The sequence below is a fragment of the Streptomonospora wellingtoniae genome (assembly GCF_031845375.1).
GTDB classification, from domain to species: domain Bacteria; phylum Actinomycetota; class Actinomycetes; order Streptosporangiales; family Streptosporangiaceae; genus Streptomonospora; species Streptomonospora wellingtoniae.
Genome location: NZ_JAVREK010000025.1, coordinates 69,425 through 87,815, shown reverse-complemented (window position 1 = coordinate 87,815; position 18,391 = coordinate 69,425). Strand labels below are relative to the sequence as shown.

Below are 18,391 nucleotides of genomic sequence, written 5' to 3'. Positions count from 1 at the left end.
GACGGCGATACCTCCTCAGCCCTTCGGCTGCATCTCGCGCAGACGCAGCTCGTCGTTGGTGGCGGAGTTCGGGGTGTAGGACACGTCCGGCGACAGCGCCATGATGCCGGTCATGTGCGCCAGCACCGCGTCGCGGACCACCTCGTCGTTCTGGTAGGCGAGCGCGTCGGCGAAGGCCTCCTGGCGCGCGTCGTCCTCGGCGCCCTCCGCCTTCTCGATCATGGAGTCGAGCTTTTCCGTTCCGTAGCTGCTCTGGGCCCCCTCGGAGCCGTAGATCTGCTCCATGGTGAACGCGGCGTCGCCGGCCTGGTTGCCGTGCTGGGCCTGCAGCAGGGTCGGCCCGGCGTCTGCGGGGAAGGGCCGCAGCAGGTACTCCATCCAGGCGTTGACATCGAGCATCTCGATCTCGACCTTCAGCCCGGCGTCGTTCAGGGAACTCTGTACGACCTCCATCGCCTCGGAGCCCTTGGGGTAGATGCCGTTGCGGCCGATGATGGTGATGGTCGTGTCGACCGGCACACCGTCGGCGCGGGCCTCGTCGATGAGGGACTTGGCCTTCTCCGGGGCGTAGGGCCAGGGCTTCAGGTCGGGGTTGTGGCCGATGACGCCCTCGGGGACGACCTGCCCTGCGGGCCGGCCGAGGCCGGAGAAGACCGACGAGACCAGGCCCTCTTTGTCGATCGCGTAGTTGATGGCGCGGCGCACGCGGATGTCGTCGAGGGGCGCCTGGGTGGCGTCCATGCGCATGTAGGAGGTCTCGTTGTTGAGGAACTCGACCGCGTTGTCGCCGGCGCCGTCCTGCGGGGCGAGCCCGATGGCGACGTCGGCCTCGTTCTGGGAGACCATCGCGGCGCGGATGCTGCCCTCGGCGCGCCACACGTAGCGGGCTGTGGTGTAAGCGGGCTTCTCCCCCCAGTAGCCGTCGTAGCGCTGGAGGGTCAGGTCGACGCCCTGGTTCCACTTCTTCAGTTTGTAGGGGCCGGTGCCGACCGGCTCGCGGACCTTGTCTTCGGTGTCGGTGCTGGTGGGCACGATCTCGACGAACGACAGCCGCAGCGGCAGGATCGGGTCGGGTTCGGCGGTGGTGACTTCCAGCGTGGTGTCGTCGACGGCTTCGGCGGTGAGCTCGGAGTCGCCGAAGATGTAGCCGTCGACATTGCAGCCGATGTCGGAGTCGACGGTGCGGTCGATGGAGAAGGCGGCGGCCTGCGCGTCGAAGGGCGTGCCGTCGTGGAAGGTGACCCCGTCGCGCATGGTGAAGGTCCAGGTCGTGTCGGAGCTGCGCTCCCAATTGGTCGCCAGCGCGGGCTCGAGCTCGCCGGTCTTGGGCAGGCGCTCGGTGAGCGCCTCGGTGATGTTGGAGCGCGTCACGCGGCCAGTGGCGGTGAGGGACGCGTCGCACGGCTCCAGCGTGGGCGGTTCCTCGGGCAGGGCGATCCGGACGGTGTCGCCGGATCCGCCGCCGCTGTCGGTGTTGGCAACGGCGCACGCGCTGCTGGCCAGGAGGAGGCCGGCGGCGGTGAGGGCGCCGGCGGCGCGTACCGGCCGGTGGCCGGTCGCCGGGGTGTGGGGCGGCCTGGTCATGTGTCTCTCCGGGATCGGGTTGTGCGGGGACGGGGGATGCTGAGCGGGACGGCGGTGGACGGTTTCCGGACGGCGGTGGCGGCGCGGGTGCCGGCCGCCGCGGGGCTCATGCGGCCTCGGCGGAGCGGGCGGCCGCCAGTCCGCGGTCGATGATGCGGCCCAGTCGCGCCTTGTGCTCGGGCGACACGTCCGCCAGCGGCGGGCGTACCGGCCCGGCGGACCGGCCGCGGATCTCCAGCCCTGCTTTGACCAGCGCCACGGCGTAGCCGGGTGTGGTGTTGCGCAGATCGGTGAGCGGGACGTAGAACTCGCGCAGCAGCTCGTGCTGGACGTCCTCGTCGCCGCGCTCGCAGGCGGCGAAGAAGGCGGTGGCGACGGCCGGGGCGAAGGCGAGCACCGCGGAGGAGTAGGCGGCGGCGCCGACGGCGCGGTACGCGCGGACGGAGGTCTCGGCGGTCGGCATGCCGTTGAGCAGCGGGAGGCGGCCCTCGGTCACGGTCCTGATGCGCTGCAGCAGTTCGATGTCGCCGTGGCCGTCCTTCAGCGCGACGATGCGTTCGCTCCGAGCCAGTTCGGCCGCGGTCTCGGGCGCGAGGACCGCGGTGGCGCGCTGATAGGGGATCAGGCTCAGAGCAGTGGCGCCGAGGAGTTCGCGGTAGTGCGACAGCAGCCCCGCCTGCGGTCCGACCTGCAGGTAGGGCGGGAGGACGAGGGCGCCGTCGGCGCCCTCGTCCTCGGCCGCGAGGAGGTACTCCCGGGCCACCCGGGTACCGCCGCCGACACCCGCCAGCACCGGGACCGCGCCCCCGACGCGGGCGACGGCCGTGCGCACGACGATGCGGTGCTCCTCCGGTGTCAGCGACGCGAACTCGCCGGTGCCGCAGGCGACGAACAGCGCGCCGGGGCCGGTCTGGAGCATGTCGTCGAGGTGCTCTTCGAATCGGGGGAGGTCGAGTTCCGCCGTGTCGGTGAAAGGCGTGACCGGAAAGCCGAGCAACCCGGTGAGGGAGGCGGCGAGTGCCGCGGGTTCTGCAGGTGAGGGGGGCATGTACAACCTCTTGTCTACATATGAAGACTCCATCTATGCTGGTAAACATGCACATTAGGCGCGTGTTTCAGATGACGTCAAGGGGAGATATGAGCCGGTTCACAGCAGAAGGCGCGGAAACGACTGAGCTCACGGGGGTTCGCACGGTGAAATCCGCCGAGCGGGCCATCGCGGTACTGGAGTACCTCAGTGCCGCCGGCGAGCCGCGATCGCTGCGCGAGGTCCACGGCGACCTGGCCATCCCCCGGGCCAGCGCCTATGCGCTGCTCGTGACGCTGGTCCACAGCGGGTGGGTGGAACCCGACGCCACCGGCTCCAGGTACCGCCTGGGCATCAGGGCCCTGCGGGTCGGCGCCTCCTACGTCGAGCAGGACGACGTGGTGCAGCGTGCCCAGCGCGTCATGGACGAGATGTCGCAGGAGTGGGGTGAGACCGTCCACCTCGCCCGCCTGGACGGCCAGGAGATCGTCTACCTGGCGACCTGCATCTCGCGGCACTCCCTGGCGGTCGTCTCCCGCCCCGGCCGCCGCCTGCCCTGCTGGGCGACCGGACTCGGCAAGGCGCTACTGGCCGAACGCCCCTGGGCGGAGGTCGACGCGCTACTGCCCGAGACGCTCGCGGCCAGCACCGTCAACACCTTCACCGACCGCCAGGCGCTGCGCGCCGAACTGCGGCGGGTGAAGGAGCGCGGCCACTCGGTCGACGAGCAGGAGTCCACCATCGGTCTGCGGTGCTTCGCTGTCACGTTGAACGTGAAGGCCGGAGCAGTCCCCAACGAGGCACTCAGCTTCTCCGTGCCCGTTGTGCGGCTGGACGCCGAACGCGAGCGGAGGATCGTCGCGGCCCTGCTCGACGCCCGCGACCGCATCGTGCGCTGACCTCGGCGCCCCGGGCGCGCGGTACAGGCGCAGCGAGGTTCGCGAGCGTCGAAGTCCGGCGCCGTCGGCCGTTGCCCGCGCGCAGCCGGAATTCCCGCATCGGCGCTGCCCGCCCTCCGAAGCGGGCGCGGCAGCCGGGCCGGCCCCGGACCGTCGGTGCGCGAACGCCCCGATCGCGCGCCGTATGCGGCCGTTTCTCCACGGCACTCGGCCAGCACTGACCCAGCAGCGGCATAGTGGGAAGCAGGAAGGCAGAAGCCTCGGACGGGCGAGGCGGCGCGAGGACGACGAGGAGGCGGCATGGACATCACGCTGGTGCAGGGCGACATCACCGAGCAGCGGGTGGACGCGGTCGTGAACGCGGCGAACTCCTCGCTGATGGGCGGAGGCGGGGTCGACGGGGCGATCCACCGCGCGGGCGGTCCCGAGATCCTCCAGGAGTGCCGGCGACTGCGTGACACGTCTCATCCCGACGGCCTTCCGCCCGGCGACGCGGTGGCGACGGCGGCGGGCGGAATGCCCGCCGCGTGGGTGATCCACACGGTCGGGCCGGTCTACAGCACATCGGAGGACCGCTCCCACACCCTCGCCTCGTGCTACCGGCGCAGCCTGGAGGTCGCCGAAGAGCTGAACGCCGCCGTGGTCGCGTTTCCCGCCATCTCGGCCGGCGTCTACGGCTGGCCGATGGACAGTGCAGCCGACATCGCCGTGGGGTCGGCGCTCGGATCGTCGACTACATTGGGTGAGGTCCGGTTCGTCCTTTTCGGCCGGAGCGCGTACGAGGCCTTCGCCCGCGCGCTCGATGCGAATTCCGGACCCGCCTCTTGACCTCGCCCTTTAGGATCTCGGTGTGTTCACGACCCTTTCCCGCCGGACCGCGGTTCTCGTCGCGTCCTCACTCGTCGTAGCCACGGCGGGCACGCTCGCGGCCGTCCGGGACGAGATGCCCCAGCCCGGCGGTGCGGCCGCCCAAGCCGCCGGAACCGCGCTGCTACCGGGCGCCGACTCGGCGGTGCGTCCGCGCCCCGGCGAGGTGGCGTCCTGCGACAAGGCCGGCACGAACGAGATCGTCGAGGTCCCCGACAAGGGCGCACCCGACGGCAAGCGCCCCATCTGGGTGCGGCGGCCTCCGGGCCCCGACAGCGACGACCTGCCTGTGCTGTACCTGCTGCACGGTTCCACCACCACCCACCTCGACGTCCGCGACGCCGGGGTCGGCGAGGCGCTGGACGATCAGATGTGCCGCACCGGCGTCGAGTTCGTCGTCGCGGCGCCCTTCGGCCAGGAGGTCGGAGGCAGCGACACCGAGTGGGGCGACGCCGCCGACGGCGACTTCGCGATCGAGACGTTCGTCACCGAGAAGGCGATCAAGGCCGTCGAGGGCGACCACACCCGCCCCCGCCAACTGCGCGCCATCGGCGGGTTCTCGATGGGCGGCTACGGAGCGGCCGCACTGCCGCTGCGCCACCCCGAGACCTACGCCCAGGCCGTCAGCTGGGCCGGCTACTTCAAGGTCGACGACCCGAGCGACACCTTCGGCGACAACGCCGGCGCCCACGCGCCCGACCGGCTCCTCGACAAGCCCGGAGTCGGCGACATCCGGTTCATGCTGGTCGAGGGCCGAAACGACCACACCCCGCTGCAGACCGGCAGCATCCACGGCGAAGCCGAGCGCTTCTCCAAGCTGCTGCGCAAGAACGACATGAGCGTGCAGACCATGCATCCCAAGGGCGGCCACACCTGGGACACCTGGGTGCCGACGTTCCCGCGGGCCGTGGACTTCCTGGTCGAGGGCTGGACCGCCTCCGCCGCGAAGGGCGGCTGAGGCCGCGCGGTGCCCGTCCACCGCTCCAGCCGGTCAGCGGCACCGCGGCCCCGGCGTCCGCCCCGGGCCGCCCCGCCGCACGCTGTGGTACCGGGCGCCGCCGCGCCCGCGGTACCTGTGGTGCCGCCGCTCCGCGGTGCGAAAGCCCACCCCGGGTGCCGGAGCACCGACCCTGCGCGGCCATGATGGAACACCGTGCGCCCGCCCCCTGTTGAGTGGAGATGTGAGGCCGTGTACGGCGCACCGCGCCGGGCACGGGGCCGACCCCACAGCCCCCGCACCGGTGCGGAGCCGAGGGGCCGACCTGTTCCACCGGGCCCACGGGCAGACCAACCGACAGCACCGGAAGGGACGAAGCAGTGGTGGCGGACAGCCCTGACGCGCTTGAGACCGGACCCGTACAGCGCTTCCCGGCTCCCGGTCCCCCGGACCGCGGGCGGGGCGCCGGCAGCCCGCTGCCCCGCAGGATCGCCTCGATCAGCCTGCACACCTCCCCCTTGGAGCAGCCCGGCAGCGGCGACGCCGGCGGCCTGAACGTCTACACCGTCGAGGTCGCCAAGCGCTTGGCGGCCCGCGGCGTCGCCACCGACGTCTTCACCCGGGCCACCCGCCCCGACCAGCCTCCGGTCGTGGAAATGCTGCCCGGCGTCACGGTCCGGCACATCCCGGCCGGTCCCTACGGCGCGCTGGACAAGTCGGCCCTGGCGCACTACCTGTGCCCCTTCATCTTCGGCGTGCTGCAGGCCGAAGCCGACAACGAGCCGGACCACTACGGCCTCGTGCACGGCCACTACTGGCTCTCCGGCCGCGCGGGCATGGCCGCGGCGCAGCGCTGGGGCGTGCCGCTGGTGCAGTCGATGCACACTCTGGCCAAGGTGAAGAACCTCGCCCTGGCCAAGGGCGACACCGCCGAACCCGAGTACCGGGTGCGCGGCGAGGAGCACCTGGTGCGCAACGCCGACCACTTGGTCGCCAACACCGCTGTCGAGGCCGGCCAGCTCGTCGAGCACTACGGTGCCGACCCCTTCCGGGTGAGCACCGTGCCGCCGGGCGTCGACCTGGACGTGTTCAGCCCCGGCTCCCGGCGGGACGCCCTGCGCCGGATCGGGCTCGCCGAGGACACCGAGATGCTGCTGTTCGTGGGCCGGGTGCAGCGGCTCAAGGCGCCCGACGTGCTGCTGCGCTCGGCCGCCGCGCTGCTGGAACGCGACCCGTCGCTGCGAGAGCGGCTGGTGGTGGCCGTCGTCGGCGGGCTGTCGGGGTCCGACTACGCCCAGCCGCGCCGTCTGGCGGAGCTGGCGCGCTCATTGGACGTCGCCGACATCGTGCGCTGGGAGCCGCCGCGCTCCCGAGCCGAGCTGGTGTCCTTCTACCGCGCGGCGACCGCCACGGTGGTGCCGTCCTACTCCGAGTCCTTCGGCCTCGTCGCCGTGGAGTCCGAGGCCTGCGGCACGCCCGTCGTCGCGGCGCGCGTGGGCGGGCTGCCCACCGCGGTGCGCGACGACGTCTCCGGCGTTCTCGTCGACGGCCACGACCCCGCCGACTACGCGCGGGTGCTGGAGCGGCTGATCCGCGAACCGGCCCGGCGCGACGCGCTTGGCGCGGCCGCCGTGACCCACGCGGCCGGCCTCGGCTGGGAGGCGACGGTCGACGGGCTGCTGGACGTCTACCGTGGGACCCTGGTCGAGGAGCGGCTGCCGGTGGCCTCGGGCCAGTAGCCCCGCGGGGCGCCGGCCCCGCAGTGCACGCCGGACCCCCGGTCGGCACGGCCGGGCCGCGCGGCACGCGCACACGACCGAGCGGCACCAGGGAGGGAAGGTCACCCGAACATGTCAAGCCGAGCCAGAGCCGACGCCGTCGCCGCCGTGGAGACCGCGCTCCAGGAGTCCGGGCTCGATGCCGAGCGCCCCGACGCGGAGTCGTTCGTCGTCGCCCTGCCCGGGCAGCGCAAGCTCAAGACGGCGGTGTGGCTGAGCGTGGGCGAGCACAGCCTGCTGGTGAAGACGTTCTTCTGCCGCCACCCGGACGAGAACCAGGGCGAGTTCTACCGCTGGCTGCTGCAGAAGAACGACGGCATGTACGGAATGGCGTTCTCCGCCGACGAGGCCGGAGACGTCTACATCGCGGGCCGGCTGCCGCTGACCGGTGTCACCCCCGAGGAGGTGGACCGGCTGCTGGGGTGCGTGCTGACCTACTCCGACGAGAACTTCAACGCCGCGCTGGAGCGCGGCTTCGCCTCCTCCATCCGCAGGGAGTGGGAGTGGCGCTACCGGCGCGGCTACAGCATGCGCAACCTCCAGGCCTTCCGCCACCTGGTGGAGGAGGACGGCAGCGCCGCGGGCTGACCCGCGCTCTCGAACGATTGGCCTAGACCACTGCCCTCCCGAGGGGCGTTCCGGGAGGCGGAGTCGCTAGGCTGGCTGCCATGGCGACTCTGGTTCTACTGCGACACGGCGAAAGCGTCTGGAACGCCGAAGGGCTGTTCACCGGCTGGGTGGACGTCGACCTCTCGGCCACCGGCGAGCAGGAGGCGCGCAGGGGCGGCGCCCTGCTGCGCGACGCCGACTTGCGCCCCGCTATCGTGCACACCTCGGTCCTCAAGCGCGCCGTCCGCACGGCCAACCTCGCGCTCGACGAGGCCGATCTCACCTGGCTCCCGGTGCGGCGCTCCTGGCGGCTCAACGAGCGCCACTACGGCGCGCTGCAGGGCAAGAACAAGGCCCAGACCCGCGAGAAGTACGGCGAGGAGCAGTTCACGATCTGGCGCCGCTCCTACGACACCCCGCCGCCGCCGATCGCGGACGACGACGAGTACTCGCAGGTGGGCGACCGCCGATACGCACAGCTCCCGCCTGAGCTGATGCCGCGCACCGAGTGCCTCGCCGACGTCGTGGACCGGATGCTGCCCTACTGGTACGACACGATCGTCCCCGACCTCGCCGCCGACCGCACCGTCCTGGTCGCCGCCCACGGCAACTCGCTGCGTGCGCTGGTCAAGCACCTGGACGGCATCGATGCGGAGACGATCGCCGGGCTGAACATTCCCACGGGCATCCCGCTGGTCTACGAACTCGACGACGACTACACGCCGCGCAAGCAGGGCGGCGAGTACCTCGATCCCGAGGCCGCCAAGGAGGCCATCGAGGCCGTGAAGAACCAGGGCAAGAAGTAGCCCGCCGTTCGGCACCGGCCCCGGCCCCCTTCGCGCGCACGGCGCCGCGGAGGGGGCCTCGCGCGCCGGAGGGCCGGTCCGCGGCGGAACGAGCCGCCCCTAGTAGACGAGGGCCTGCGCGCCGTCCTCCAGGGCCTCCTCGACGAAGGCGGGCGCGCCGGCGATGCGCACGCCCTCGATGAGGTCGTGCTCGGTGAGGTCGCGCCGGGCCGCGCACTGGGTGCAGACCGTGACCCGGCCCGCGGCCAGAACGCCCTGGAGCAGGTCGGACAGCGGCGCGGCGTGCGGCAGCGAGAAGGACTCGGCGCGGCCGGGCACCGCGTACCAGGCGGCCTCGCCGGTGAGCCAGAGCGAGACCCGGACGCCGCTGGCGGCGGCGGCCGCGGCGACGGTGAACGCCTGGTTGCAGCGTTCGGGTGCATCCTCCCCGGAGGTGGCCTTGATCACCAATGTGCGGTTCATGCGGCCAGCGTAGCGGCCCCGCGGCCCCTGACAGCGCCGCCGCGGGGTACCGCCGTCGATCTTGTAGCCATCGTCACTGGAAATCGTTTTCCATCACGATGGCTACAAGATCGACGGGGCTGGGCCGGGCCGGGCGGTCCGCCTGCCTCCCCCCGGGCACCCGGGCACCCGGGTACTGCGGGTGCTCCCCGGGCTCCGCAGCCGCTCAGGCCGCCCAGGCGAGCATCAGCAGCAGCCCCGCGCAGGCCGAGACCACGGTGCCGCCGCCGAGCAGCAGAGCATCGGTGGCGGGGGGCCGCTCCGGAGACCCTCCGCCGGAGTCGCCGCCGTGCTCGATGCGCAGCCGCCCGTCGGGCGGAGCGGTGAGGCAGGGGCGGCCGTCACGCAGCTCCACGTAGCCGTGCACGGTGACGGCGTCGCCCGGGCGCAGGATCCACTCGCGGTACTCGAACTCGATGGTCTCGCCGCGGAACAGGCCCGAGATGCGGCCCTTCACACGCGGCAGCAGGTCGTCTGCCGGTGCCGGAACACCGCGCTGGGGGCGGCCCACCACCCGCTGCAGACACAGATCGGCGCCGGAGAGCGCCGCGTCCTCGGGGTCGACGAGCACCGGTTGCCGCCCGCGGCCGGCGCCCGCGCCCCCGGCGACGCCGAAGACGTCGGAGGCGCCGTAGTCGGCGATGGAGTCGCACGCGCGCACCCGCACCCGCTCGCCGGCGGAGTCCTCGGTCAGCGACCAGTAGTGGCGAAGCACCTCGTGGCCGTGCCAGACGCACTCCTTGCGGGCCAGCCGGGACTCGGCGGCACCTGCGGGGCCGGGCACCGCCACCCCGGTGACGCTCACTTCGCTGCCGACCCTGGCGGCCAGGTCGCGCGGGCGTACGTCGTCGGCGGCGCGCCGGGCGAGCCAGCGGCGCAGCGCGCGGATGGCCAGCGGCGCGAGGACCGCCGAGCCGAGGAGGAGGGCCACCCCGATGACCAGCATTCCAGGCCGCCTCTCTTCGCTAAGTCGGTGGGATCGGCCGCGTCGGCTGCCGCCTCGTGCGGCGCCGCGGCACTGGCATCTTCTCTACCAGGTTCGGAGATGGCAGCGGACACGCCCGATCGCCGCCGCGACGGGCGTATCCGCACTCTCCGCTCTCCTTCGAGCGGCGTGAACTCCGTGATACCCGGCCGGAGAGGACGCGCCGTGAATAACAGCTGGATCACGGGCCATCGGCGGCGAACACGCGGTGCCACCCCGCCGGCTCCACCGGTGCGCTGCGGCGTCCGGGAGCGGCTACGCTCGGAGACCATGCAGTCAGAGGTGCACCGGGATCTTGAGAAGCTGTCCTTCCTGATCGGCCGCTGGGAGGGCGTGGGCGTCGCAGGCTATGCCGACATGGACGAGTTCCAGTTCGGCCAGGAGGTCGAGTTCAGCCACGACGGCGGGCCCTTCCTCGGCTACCGCAGCCGCGCATGGCGGCTGACGCCCGACGGCTCGCTGGACGAGCTGTGGACCTCGGAGGCCGGGTACTGGCGCTGCCGCCCCGGCCCCGCCGAGGAGACCGCCGGGGACACGCCCTCGATCCACGTCGAGGCGCTCATCACGCACCCGGAGGGCTACTCCGAGATGTACCTCGGCACGGTCTTCGCCAGCAGGGTGGAGCTGACCACCGACGCGGTGCTGAGCACGGAGACCGGCGAGCGGGTGACTGCGGGCAAGCGGCTCTACGGCCTCTTCGGCGAGCAGCGCGAGACCCTGGGCTACGCCTGGGACATGGCAGCACGCGGGCACGACCTGCGGTCGTTCATGTCGGCGCAGCTCAAGCAGGTGAGCTAGGGCCCACCGGAGCCCCGTCGACCAGCGGGCGGCGCCGGCTCCGAGGAGGGCGCGCCCGCCCCGGGGATCGAGGCGGGCCGTGCGCTGGGCGGCCCGTCGCCGCGGGTCCGGCGTCGCGGACGCCCGCCAGGACAGGACGGATCCCCGGGGTGGCCTCCGCCGCGAGGGCGGGACCGCGCCGGATGGACAAAGTCCGGCGACCCGGGGATCTGGGTGTCCACGGTGGATTCGCTAGGGCGAACCGATACCTCGTGTCGCCCTAGCGGGCGGACACCTCGCAAGTCCCAAACGTCTTCACTGTTCGGACCACCTCCTTTCCTGCGTGCCTTCGACAGTACGGCGCACGGCAAGAACGGGGCAAACGGTTTTTTCTGTGCTGCAGGCGCCCTGTGTGCGGCTCCCGGGAGGGCGGGCTCCGCTCCCGCTCGCCGGGCGGCCCTCGCCCCGGCACCGCCCGGCGGGAGGGCGGTGCGGGCGCATACCATCGGAGGTATGACTTCGCCGCTGCTGACGCTTCCCGGTGCCGTCGCCGCCGCCTCACCCGACTCCGACGTCGCCGCCCACTACGGCGAGCCGGTCCAGGAAGGCCGGGCGCTGGAACGCAGCGCCGCCTGGGTCGACCGCGGGAACCGCGGCGTCGTGCGGGTGAGCGGTCCCGACCGGCTGAGCTGGCTGCACGACCTCACCACCCAGCACCTGACCGGCGCCGCCCCCGGCACCGCCACCGAGGCGCTGGTGCTCGACACCAAGGGGCACATCCGCTTCCACCTGTCCGTGCTCGAAGACGGCACCTCCGTGTGGATGCACACCGAGCCGGCCGCGGGCGCCGACCTCGCCGCGTTCCTCGACTCCATGAGGTTCATGCTCCGGGTGGAGATCGAGGACCTCAGCGACCAGCGGGCCGTGCTGACCCTGGGCGGTCCGGACCGCGAGGCCGCGCTGTCCCTGGTGCCCGATCTCGGCGAGGAGGTCCCTGTCCGGCGCACCGACACCGGCACCGACCTCTTCCTGCCTGCCGAATCCCTGGAGCGTGCCGCGACCGCACTCACCGACGCCGGGGTGCGCCCCGCCGGCATGCAGGCGCACGAGGCCGCGCGGATCGCCGACCACCGCCCGCGGCTGGGACTGGACACCGACCACCGCGCCATCCCGCACGAGATGGGCTGGGTCGGCCCCGCGGTCCACCTGGAGAAGGGCTGCTACCCCGGCCAGGAGACCGTCGCGCGCGTGCACAACCTCGGCCGACCGCCGCGGCGCCTGGTACTGCTGCACTTGGACGGCACCGCCGAGCGCCTGCCCGAACGGGGCTCCGCCGTCGAGCTGGACGGCCGGTCGGTGGGTGCCGCGGGCTCGTCGGCACGCCACCACGAACTCGGCCCCGTCGCGCTCGGGCTGGTCAAGCGGACCGTACCGGTCGACGCCCAGTTCACCGTCGACGGCATCGCCGCGGCCCAGGAGGTCGTCGTGCCGCCCGATACCGGCGCCAACGCCGACATCGCGCTGCGCCGCCGCCCGGCCTGAACCCCGGACACCGTCGCACTGCCCGTCCGCGCCCGCCTCCGCGAGTGAGCCCCCTGACATGCGTCCCGCGGGCGGGACCCGGCCCGGATCCATTAGTCTGCTGCTGCGGATTCCCGGCGGAGGCCCCCGCTGCGCACCGCCGCACGGGCCCGATCGGGGGCGGGTGCGGTGCCGACGGCCGCCGACCGAGCGCCGACGGCGCCCATCCGGTGCGCGGCGCTCTCGGCCGTCGGTGATCCGGCCTCTCCTTCACCACCGACGCGTATCGGACACCCAATGGACGACTTGGCAGTAACCCTCCAACTGGTCGCGCTGATCCTGGTCGGCGTCGGCGGCTACCTGTTGTGGCGCGCCCTGAAGGCGCGCGCGCACCGCCGCAGGCTGGAGACCACCCCCAACTACCCGCTGGGCCGGCTGTCGGAGATCGAGACGCTCCCGGAGCGTGCCGAGGTGCTGGCCGAGACGGCGGCCGGCCCGGAAGGGCTGCTCGTCTCGCCGTACTCGCAGACGGAGTGCGTCTGGTTCCGGGTCGAGGTGGTCCACCACCACTACGCCGACGAGACCGGCGACCGGCTGGAGTTGACTCCGGTTTTCGACCTGCACTCGCACCAGCCCTTCACGCTCAAGGACGTGACCGGCTCAGCGCTGTGCCGCCCGCACTGGATCGAGGTGGAACACGCCGACCTCGTGCACGACCGCTTCGACGAGGGCGCCGTGCCGCCCACCGACGCGCTGTCGCCGCCGCACCTCGGCACTGACGAGCGGGGTGTGTGCACCGCGGGCACCAAGGTGGCCGGTCCGGCCGCCCTGACGCCCGGCTGCACGTTCCATGAGTGGGTCCTCCGCCCCGGCGAGCGGGTCTTCGTGCGCGCGTCCCCGCACCGCAAGGAGGGCGGCGTCGTGCTGGTGGGCGGCGAGGACGACCCGATGATCGTCTCGACCCACAACGAGCAGGAGCTGATCCGCGAGGACCGCAGCAAGGAGGTCCTGGGCTACACGGTTCTGCCGGTGGCGCTGGTGCTGCTGGCCCTCACACTGCTGCTGGGCTAGGCTCCACCGGCCGAGCCGGTCTCCTCGGGACTGCCGGCCGGCAGTCCAGCGCGGTCGGGAGGAGGCGGCCGAGCTCCGGGGTGCCGCGGTACGGTGGTTCGCCCACCGCGGACATGCGCCCCCCGCCCGGCCGCCGCGCCCGCGGGCGGTTGCGGCGGGCCGGGCGCGCACAGCGCTACAGCGCCGCCGCCAGGCGCTCTTCGTGCAGGGTCTCGCCCCAGGAGGGGGGCAGCGGAGCCAGCTCTCCCACCCGCATGCGCAGCAGCAGGTCGGCCAGCTGCGGGTTGCGCGGCAGCGCGGGCCCGTGCAGGTAGGTGCCCAGCACCTGGCCCTGGTAGGCGCCCTCGGTCTGGCCGTCGTTGCCGATGCCGGTCAGGGTGCGCGACAGCGGGGTGGCGCCGCGCCCCAGCCGGGTGCGGCCCTGGTGGTTCTCGAAGCCGGTGATGCGGCCGCCACCCAGCTCGGGGGCGACGTCGGCGACGATCTCGCCGACAGCGCGGGTCTCGCCGCGCCCGCTGCGGACGTCCAGGATGCCCACGCCGGGCAGCGGGTTGTCGTCGTCGTCCCCGTAGGTCTCGCCGACGATCTGGTAGCCCGCGCAGACCGCCAGCACCGCCGCGCCGCGCTCGGCGGCGCGCTTGAGCCCGCCGTCGGCGCGGAGCCGGTTCGCCGCGAGGATCTGGGGGCGGTCCTCGCCGCCGCCGAGCAGGTAGACGTCGCCTTCGGCCGGGACCGGGTCGCTGGAGTGCACGTGGAAGATCTCGGTCCGGATTCCGCGCTGCTCGGCGCGGCGGCGCAGGATCAGCGCGTTGCCCTGGTCGCCGTAGGTGCTGAGCAGGTCGGGGTAGATCCACACGATGCGCAGGACGCTGCTGGTGTCGCTCATCAGATGCCCTTCTCGCTCCTACTGGACGCGGCCGTAGTCGGCGCGGATCTGCTGGAAGGCGGTGTAGTTGGCGATGACGTCGATCTTGGTGATGTCGGGGGACTCGGCCTTGACCTTGGCCACGACGTCGCTGACACGGTCGGCGACCTCGAAGGGGACCTCGTCGGTCTCCAGGCGCAGCGCCAGGTCGGTGCGCCGCTCGCCCATCACGAACACCCGCCGGCCGCGCAGCACCGAGTAGTCGACGTCCCACAGCCAGGACGTGTCCTTGCCGTCGGGGATCTGCGCGTTGACCGAGAGGATCACCGGTACCCGCGGCGGGTCCAGGACCGCGAAGGACTCCAGCCAGCCGGCGGGGTTCTTGGCCAGCAGCAGGCGGACCTCGACGCCGTCGGTCACAACGGAGGTGTAGCGCCCGGCGACCGAGCGGATCTCCTGCAGGCGCGGCAGGGACTGCGCGGGCTGGAGGCCGTAGGCCGCGGCGGTGGCCATGGCGATCGCCGCGTTGGCGCGGTTGGCGTCGCCCGGCAGGCTCAGCCGCAGCGGCCAGGTCTGCCCGGCCGGGTCGACCACGGTGTCGGCGTTGTTATCGACGGACCAGGTGGCTTCGGGGCGGCGCATGCCGCATTCCGGGCACTCCCAGTGCGGGTCGGGGTCGCGCTTGAGGTGCCCGCCGCACTCGGGGCAGCACCAGGAGTCCTCTTTCCAGCGCTGGCCGGCCGAGACCCAGGTGGCGTAGTCGGCCCCCAGACCGGCCCAGGCGACGAGGGGGTCGTCGGCGTTGGCGACGACGTGCGCCTGGCTGCGGCCCAGCGCCTCGCGCCACTTCTTGGCCAGCAGGTTGATCTCCGACGCGCGGTCCATCTGGTCGCGGCTGAGGTTCATCAGCACGACCACCGCCGGGTTGGCGGCCTTCAGCACCTGCGGCAGGTACTTCTCGTCGACCTCCAGCACGGCCTCGCGCGCATCGGGGCTGTTCGCCAGCGCGGTGATGTGCCCGGTGGGCATGTTCGCGCCGTGCTCGTTGGTGGCGACGGGGCCGAGCTCCCGCAGCACCGATGCGATCAGCCGCGTCGTCGTGGTCTTGCCGTTGGTCGCGCTGACCAGCGCGAGCCGGCGGCCGCGCGAGAGCTGGGCGAGCAGGTCGGGCTCCACCTTGAGCGCGATCTTGCCGCCGATGACGGAGCCGTCGCCGCGCCCGGTGGCCCGGGACAGCGAGGCCGCGCCCTTGCCCAGGACCGAGGCCAGTTGGGCACGCAAGGGAAGTTCGCTCATGATCCCCACAACGTTCGGAAAAAAGAGAGTGAGTGCGATGCGCCTGGGCGCCAGGCGGTGCATCCCAGACTATTGCCCTGGCCCCACCGCGCGGATACGTGGGAGTCCGCGGCCGGGCCGGGCGCGAGGCGGCCAGGCTACCGGAGTACTCGCCCGCCCGGCGGGGGAGGCGCGGTCGGCGCGGGAACGGCTCCGGCGGGGCGGCGCCGGCGCGCCGCAGCGCACCGGGGACGCTCAGACGGCGCGCCAGTCCAGCCTCTCGGGCGGCGGTCCCAGGTTGGGCGGGGGCTCGTCCTCCTCGGCCGAGGCGCCGCCCGCCCCGGGATCGGCCTCGGCCCCGACCGTCGGCGCCTCGGGGACTTCGGCAACGGTGCTGAGGGTGGCGTCGGGCAGGGTGAGGATGCCCGGGTTGGCGTCGGCGAGCACGGGGCCGTCGGGCCCGGGCAGCACCACGGCGGTCGGCGGCAGCGTGCGCAAGCCGTGCACGTCGGCGCGGTGCTCGCCCACCGCATCGGCCGCGCCTCCCCGCTCGTCCGTCGCCTCGCCGCCGATGCCGGCGGCCTGGGCCGTGGTGCGCCCCCACGTCGTGGCCGCGCGCATGTGGCGGGCGAGGTCCAGCGGTGCCAGCGAGGCGGCCGCGTTGCGCATGGAGACCGGGGCGGTGACGTCCTCAGCGGTGTCGCCGACGTAGCCGTCGGCCACCGAGTCCAGCAGCGCCTCGCCGATGACCTCGGTCAGCCGGTGCAGCCGAAGTGCCGGGGCCCTCTGCTCCGGCCGCGGCCCGGCGCCGGCCGACCGCGCGCCGCCGGTCTCCAGCAGCGCGGGCAGCACCCGCGCGGCAGCGGCGGAGTCGGGCTGGCGCATGGCCACCGGGAAGCGGCCGACGCCGGACAGCCAGTGCTCCGCGTCCTCGGCGACCTCGCGGAACAGCAGCACGAGCCCCGCTCCGGCACCGGACGCGGTCTCGCCCAGCCGCTCCAGGTCGTGGGCCGGCAGCGACTCCGCGCCGGCGACCACCACCGTGTGCTGCCAGGGGCGGGCGGGCGCCTGTTCGGCCGGTGCCCGGGTGGCGCGCAGCTCCAGCAGCTCGCTCAGGGCCGCCACCGTGTAGGTGCCGTAGGCGCGCGCGGACACCTCGCTCAGCGTGCGGTCGGTGGCGATGACCTTCACCTGGGCGTAGGGCTCATCCGCCGCGCGGCGGCCGACACCCTCGAACGGCGCCAGGTGCTGTTCCAGTTCCCAGGCGCGCTCGCGTACCGACCGGTCGTCGCCGCAGCGGTCGCGCAGTTCGGCGCGCCGGTCCTCGGGGATCAGCCCCAGCGCGGGGTCGGAGTCGGACCCGGGGTCGCCGGAGGGCGTGCTCAGCGCCCGCAGGCCGCCGATGAGCTCGGCGATGGTGATCTGCGGGCCCAGCACCTCGAACAGCCGCAGCAGCAGCGTCTCGTCGGCGTCGATGTCGGCCTTGGCGTCGGCGGCGCAGGCCAACGAGGCGAGGATGCGGGCCCGCTGTCCTGCCCCCAGGTTGGTCCCCAGGTTCATCCGCTGCAGGTCGGCCGGGAGCACCCACACCCGCGGGACGACGGCGGAGCGCTTGACCAGAGAGCACAGCTCGGCGGCCGTGCCGCGCCCCGACAGGTCGACGACGGTGAGGTCTCCCCCGACGCGCAGCAGCGAGGCGCCGACGGTGGTGAGCAGCGCGGACCAGCCGGTGTGGTCGCCGCCGGCGACGACGACGGTGTGGGTGCCGTCAGGAGGGCGGACTCCGTACCAGCGGGGCTGGGACTCGTAGACGCGCTTACGGCTCTGCCACCGGGCGTAGGCGCGGGCGTGCTCCTCCTGCCGGTCGCGCAGGTCGCGTTCGCGTGAGGCGCGCTCGGCCTCCAGGCGGCTCTCCTCGGCGCGCAGCCGCTCGCTCGTGACGCGGCGGCCCTGCAGCAGGGCGACGGCGATGGGCAGCGCCACGGCCGCGCACGCCAGGCAGGCGACGAGGACGAACGGGCCCGGCAGCACGCGCAGCGGCCACAGCGGCAGGCACAGCAGGGCGACGGCTCCCAGGACGGCCAGCGCCCCGTACAGCGGGCGGTGGGTGCGCGCCTCGGCGCGGCGCTGGGCCGACACCCACTCCGGGCTGAGGGCGAGGCGGTCGCCGGGTGAAGGGCGCTGCGGAGGCGGGCCGGGTGCGGGCGCCGGCACCTCGAAGCGCCAACCGAGGTAGGTCGGAGTCGGATGGGGTCCCGATGCGGGATCGGCCACCTCGAAGCACCTCCTGCCCGGCATCGGGGCGGCCGGGTCGGCATCGCAGGATATGCGGAGATCGTGCGGAGACTACCGCAGATGTTGGCAGGAGGTCTCCGGGTTGTCACGACCCGGCCGCGGATCGGTCCAGAGGGTGCTCCGGAGCCCGCGGGGGCGGCCGGGCGGTCGCCGGTCGGCGGTGGACACAAAGCGGGCGCCGGTGCCGGCGGGGTGCATCCCCGCCCGCACCGGCGCCCGCACATAGTCGGACCGCGGCCGTGCTCAGGCGTCGACCTGGAGGTCGACCACCTTTCCGGTCTCAGCGGCGACCTCGTACTCACCGGTGAAGCCCTTCGAGGCCAGCACGCGCACCTTCCAGGCGCCGTCGGCGGCGAAGAAGCGGAACGTGCCCTCCTCGCCGGTTGCCACCTCGCCGACGAAGTCGTCGGAGCTGTTCAGCAGGCGCGCGTAGGCGCCGCTGAGCGGCACGCCGCCACGGCGCACCACGCCCTGGATGACCGCCTGGTCGCCCGCGCCGGCGTCGGCCAGGGCGACTCCCCCGACCGGCGCTCCGCATCCGTTGTCGCTCACTGCGTCTCCTCCTAGGTCGTTGCCGGTCCGGTGCCCGGTCGG

17 protein-coding genes are annotated in these 18,391 nt (G+C 73.3%); 9 read left to right on the top strand and 8 right to left on the bottom strand.

The features are described from left to right. Nucleotides 1–15 precede the first annotated feature (15 nt). On the bottom strand, nt 16–1,584 hold the full coding sequence (locus RM446_RS20530; RefSeq protein ID WP_311547010.1) for an ABC transporter substrate-binding protein: 1,569 nt from the start codon (nt 1,582–1,584) through the stop codon (nt 16–18). Nucleotides 1,585–1,690: 106 nt separating this feature from the next. Continuing rightward, a complete protein-coding gene (locus RM446_RS20525) occupies nt 1,691–2,632 on the bottom strand; it encodes a 5-dehydro-4-deoxyglucarate dehydratase (protein ID WP_311547009.1) in 942 nt (313 codons plus the stop codon). Between the two features lie 146 nt (nt 2,633–2,778). Here RM446_RS20525 and RM446_RS20520 point away from each other — a divergent pair, with 146 nt between their 5' ends. The 6 genes from RM446_RS20520 (at nt 2,779) to RM446_RS20495 (ending at nt 8,507) form a co-directional block, all read left to right on the top strand. Continuing rightward, a complete protein-coding gene (locus RM446_RS20520; RefSeq protein WP_311547008.1) occupies nt 2,779–3,510 on the top strand; it encodes an IclR family transcriptional regulator in 732 nt (243 codons plus the stop codon). A 300-nt stretch (nt 3,511–3,810) separates the two neighbouring features. Further along, nucleotides 3,811–4,338, top strand: coding sequence for an O-acetyl-ADP-ribose deacetylase (locus RM446_RS20515; RefSeq protein ID WP_311547007.1), 528 nt, complete (start codon nt 3,811–3,813; stop codon nt 4,336–4,338). Between the two features lie 22 nt (nt 4,339–4,360). Beyond that, the gene (locus RM446_RS20510) at nt 4,361–5,335 is read left to right on the top strand and encodes an alpha/beta hydrolase (RefSeq protein ID WP_311547006.1); all 975 of its coding nucleotides are present in this window, start codon (nt 4,361–4,363) and stop codon (nt 5,333–5,335) included. Nucleotides 5,336–5,802: 467 nt separating this feature from the next. Next, nucleotides 5,803–7,053 (top strand): D-inositol-3-phosphate glycosyltransferase, encoded by a 1,251-nt coding sequence (gene mshA, locus RM446_RS20505; RefSeq protein ID WP_398695590.1) that lies wholly within the window; start codon nt 5,803–5,805, stop codon nt 7,051–7,053. Between the two features lie 111 nt (nt 7,054–7,164). Next, on the top strand, nt 7,165–7,680 hold the full coding sequence (locus RM446_RS20500; protein ID WP_311547005.1) for a YbjN domain-containing protein: 516 nt from the start codon (nt 7,165–7,167) through the stop codon (nt 7,678–7,680). An 80-nt stretch (nt 7,681–7,760) separates the two neighbouring features. After that, on the top strand, nt 7,761–8,507 hold the full coding sequence (locus RM446_RS20495; RefSeq protein WP_311547004.1) for a phosphoglyceromutase: 747 nt from the start codon (nt 7,761–7,763) through the stop codon (nt 8,505–8,507). A 99-nt stretch (nt 8,508–8,606) separates the two neighbouring features. Here RM446_RS20495 and RM446_RS20490 read toward each other — a convergent pair whose 3' ends face one another. Both RM446_RS20490 and RM446_RS20485 read right to left on the bottom strand, forming a co-directional pair. Then, complete coding sequence (locus RM446_RS20490) at nt 8,607–8,969, bottom strand: DsrE family protein (RefSeq protein ID WP_311547003.1); 363 nt, start codon at nt 8,967–8,969, stop codon at nt 8,607–8,609. A 205-nt stretch (nt 8,970–9,174) separates the two neighbouring features. Then, on the bottom strand, nt 9,175–9,954 hold the full coding sequence (locus RM446_RS20485) for a hypothetical protein (RefSeq protein ID WP_311547002.1): 780 nt from the start codon (nt 9,952–9,954) through the stop codon (nt 9,175–9,177). A gap of 309 nt (nt 9,955–10,263) precedes the next feature. On the opposite strand from RM446_RS20485, the gene RM446_RS20480 reads away from it, so the two are divergent. The 3 genes from RM446_RS20480 to RM446_RS20470 all read left to right on the top strand — a co-directional run bounded on the left by RM446_RS20480 (nt 10,264) and on the right by RM446_RS20470 (nt 13,362). Then, the gene (locus RM446_RS20480; RefSeq protein ID WP_311547001.1) at nt 10,264–10,791 is read left to right on the top strand and encodes a nitrobindin family protein; all 528 of its coding nucleotides are present in this window, start codon (nt 10,264–10,266) and stop codon (nt 10,789–10,791) included. A 492-nt stretch (nt 10,792–11,283) separates the two neighbouring features. Further along, nucleotides 11,284–12,312 (top strand): CAF17-like 4Fe-4S cluster assembly/insertion protein YgfZ, encoded by a 1,029-nt coding sequence (gene ygfZ / locus RM446_RS20475; RefSeq protein WP_311547000.1) that lies wholly within the window; start codon nt 11,284–11,286, stop codon nt 12,310–12,312. Nucleotides 12,313–12,588: 276 nt separating this feature from the next. Beyond that, nucleotides 12,589–13,362 (top strand): GIDE domain-containing protein, encoded by a 774-nt coding sequence (locus RM446_RS20470; RefSeq protein ID WP_311546999.1) that lies wholly within the window; start codon nt 12,589–12,591, stop codon nt 13,360–13,362. Nucleotides 13,363–13,537: 175 nt separating this feature from the next. On the opposite strand, the gene RM446_RS20465 is transcribed toward RM446_RS20470, so the two are convergent. The 4 genes from RM446_RS20465 to RM446_RS20450 all read right to left on the bottom strand — a co-directional run bounded on the left by RM446_RS20465 (nt 13,538) and on the right by RM446_RS20450 (nt 18,349). Continuing rightward, nucleotides 13,538–14,248: a type 1 glutamine amidotransferase gene (locus RM446_RS20465; protein ID WP_311546998.1), complete on the bottom strand. Its 711-nt coding sequence runs from the start codon at nt 14,246–14,248 to the stop codon at nt 13,538–13,540. Nucleotides 14,249–14,266: 18 nt separating this feature from the next. Then, the gene (locus RM446_RS20460; protein ID WP_311546997.1) at nt 14,267–15,523 is read right to left on the bottom strand and encodes a MurT ligase domain-containing protein; all 1,257 of its coding nucleotides are present in this window, start codon (nt 15,521–15,523) and stop codon (nt 14,267–14,269) included. A gap of 234 nt (nt 15,524–15,757) precedes the next feature. Beyond that, entirely contained in the window at nt 15,758–17,776 is a 2,019-nt protein-coding gene (locus tag RM446_RS20455; protein WP_311546996.1) for a hypothetical protein, read from the bottom strand. A gap of 264 nt (nt 17,777–18,040) precedes the next feature. After that, the gene (locus RM446_RS20450) at nt 18,041–18,349 is read right to left on the bottom strand and encodes a DUF1416 domain-containing protein (protein ID WP_311546995.1); all 309 of its coding nucleotides are present in this window, start codon (nt 18,347–18,349) and stop codon (nt 18,041–18,043) included. Nucleotides 18,350–18,391 lie beyond the last annotated feature (42 nt).